Origin of the sequence: Collinsella aerofaciens, assembly GCF_005845035.1 — a bacterium.
In the GTDB taxonomy this organism is placed as follows: Bacteria; Actinomycetota; Coriobacteriia; order Coriobacteriales; family Coriobacteriaceae; genus Collinsella; species Collinsella aerofaciens_I.
This window is the reverse complement of the sequence record NZ_SPFO01000038.1, coordinates 1-2,443: the sequence shown is the minus strand read 5'-3', so window position 1 is coordinate 2,443 and position 2,443 is coordinate 1. Positions and strand designations below refer to the sequence as shown.

Sequence of the window (2,443 nt, the reverse complement as noted above, 5' to 3'; positions counted from 1 at the left end):
GGCCGGCGTGCCGTTCGGCTCGTAGAGCCAGACCCTGTTGCCCTCGGAGGTGCGCCTCGCGTCGTCGTCGAGGGCGAGGCCGGACGCCGACGTCACGGTGTAGGCGCCCCCGCTGGCCGCGACGCGCCAGAGCTGGGATGCCGAGCCGTCCGGCTCGGCGAGCACCGCGGAGCTCCCCGCCTCGGTCAGCAGCCTCCCGCCCGAGGATATCCTGTACAGGCCCGTCGCCCCGTCGCGCTCGAAGGTGAGGGCGCCCGCCGACGCGGAGAGCTTGCAGCCCGAGCCCGATGCCGAGACGGCCATCCGGGCGTCGAGCGAGATGGACAGGCGGTAGTCGCCGTCGTCGACCGTGCGGGGGATCGCCGGGTCCGCGAGCAGCCACTTCTGCGCCGGCGTGCCGTTCGGCTCGTAGAGCCAGACCCTGTTGCCCTCGGAGGTGCGCCTCGCGTCGTCGTCGAGGGCGAGGCCGGACGCCGACGTCACGGTGTAGGCGCCCCCGCTGGCCGCGACGCGCCAGAGCTGGGATGCCGAGCCGTCCGGCTCGGCGAGCACCGCGGAGCTCCCCGCCTCGGTCAGCAGCCTCCCGCCCGAGGATATCCTGTACAGGCCCGTCGCCCCGTCGCGCTCGAAGGTGAGGGCGCCCGCCGACGCGGAGAGCTTGCAGCCCGAGCCCGATGCCGAGACGGCCATCCGGGCGTCGAGCGAGATGGACAGGCGGTAGTCGCCGTCGTCGATGACCTTTTCTAAAGCTGCTATTTTGTATTCAGCCTTTAGGTCGTACTTAGCGCTCCATTTGTTGTTCGATTCCTTGGTGACGTTTGATGTCACACTAAGCCCAACTTTGGCATTGTCGGACTTCCACTCCCTCTGATTCATCGCATAAGCAACAATTCCGTTCTGAATCCCCGAGATACTCGGCGGGAAAGACTGATTATCTGCATCAATGGAAAAGCTCTCTTCCCTGGCATCTAGATGCTGCTGAATGCGGTCGGCATATTTTTCGGCCCATTCGTCGGCCTTGCCATTTCGCACAAAGTAATTGTTGGACAGGTCGGTTGAGCGGTAGGCGTAGCCGTCCTTTTGGTAGTTTGCGGTGTGGTCGGAGTGGGCGATTGCCATGAGCTCGTCGGTCAGGCCAAAGTACAGATGGCGCTGGTCCAGGTCTCCGTACCAGTTGTCGCTGGTGTCGTCCCAGGTTAGGTCCATCTGGCACCATTTGCCGTCGATCTTTACGGCGTTCCAGGTGTGGCCGTTGCCGGTGATGCGGCCGTTGGCGATGCCCGCGGCGTCAAGGAGCTTGGAGTAGATGCGCTGGTAGCTCTCGCAGGTGCCCTGGTGGCGCGTGAGGCCGCTTTCGGCCGAGCACCAGTTGAGGCTGTGGTCGTACTCCAGCTGGTCGAGCGTCCAGTCGTGGAGCCACAGGGCGCGGGCGTAGTCGGACCCGTCGGTATCGGCGCTGCATTTGTCGACTGCGGACTTCACGATGGCGCTGACCGCCGGATAGGCGTCGTCGTTCGCGCTCGCAAACACGTTTGAGCGCAGATAGTACACGCCGGCCGCCTTATCCATCAGGTAAAAGCGCAGGTAATAGGTGCCGCTAGCGGTCATTTCGAACTGGTAGTCGTGCGATGTGCATTCGCCGGTGTATTGCTGCCACTGGTTACGGCTGGGGTCGGCAACGCTTTCGCTGCTACCGTCGGGATCCATATACGTCGGTGCGTCCATGCGGAATTGGTACGCACCGCTTCCGCCCGTCGCAGTCACATGGAACGTGGTCTCCTGGCCGAGCCTCGGGTCGTTCCATTGGACGGTGAGCGTGATGTCGCCGCTTTGCGCGGTGGTGCTGTGCTGGTAGTTCGCGGCCGCGTTCGCCGGTTTGATTTCAAATGGGATCGCGCAGGTGCCGCTGTAGTTCTGGTCGTCGGCGGTCACAACGGCGGTCGCCTGACCGATGGCTACGTTGTTCTCGTAGGCGACAGTGTACTGGTCGCTCGGCACGGTCGACGACGTGACGGTGGGCATCACGGGATTGCCCGTGTAGCGAATGTCGGTGTCCTCGATACTGAACATGCTGGCGTCGATCGGCTGCGTTGCGTTGGCCGTTACATTGGTGCCGGAGGCGGCGCTGATTTGATCGTTTGCCCGGGCTTGGCCCGACGTGGTTTCGGCTGGGCTCTCGTTAGGTTTGCCGGCGCTTTGCGCGGCGGGTTCTGGCGCACTGGCGATTTCGGCAAGCGCGGGTGACGGGATAAAACCAACCGTCATTACGAGCGAGAGCGCGATGGAAAGGACGCAGGAGGCAGGCTTACGCATGACGGCCCCTTTTCTGTAATCGGAACAGGTACGATTCTGCAAGCGTACCGGCATTTAATATGAGCAGGACATTGTCAAGAGGCAAAATCGGGCCTGGCCCCAACGATATGGGGTCAGGCCCTCTCCCTAT

Annotated in this window: 1 protein-coding gene; it reads right to left on the bottom strand. The window is 63.4% G+C overall.

Annotation, left to right across the window (positions count from 1 at the left end):
• Window positions 1-2,313 (bottom strand): RICIN domain-containing protein (locus FGQ67_RS09905; protein WP_138341776.1); only part of this gene is annotated, 2,313 nt, incomplete at its 3' end.
• Window positions 2,314-2,443 lie beyond the last annotated feature (130 nt).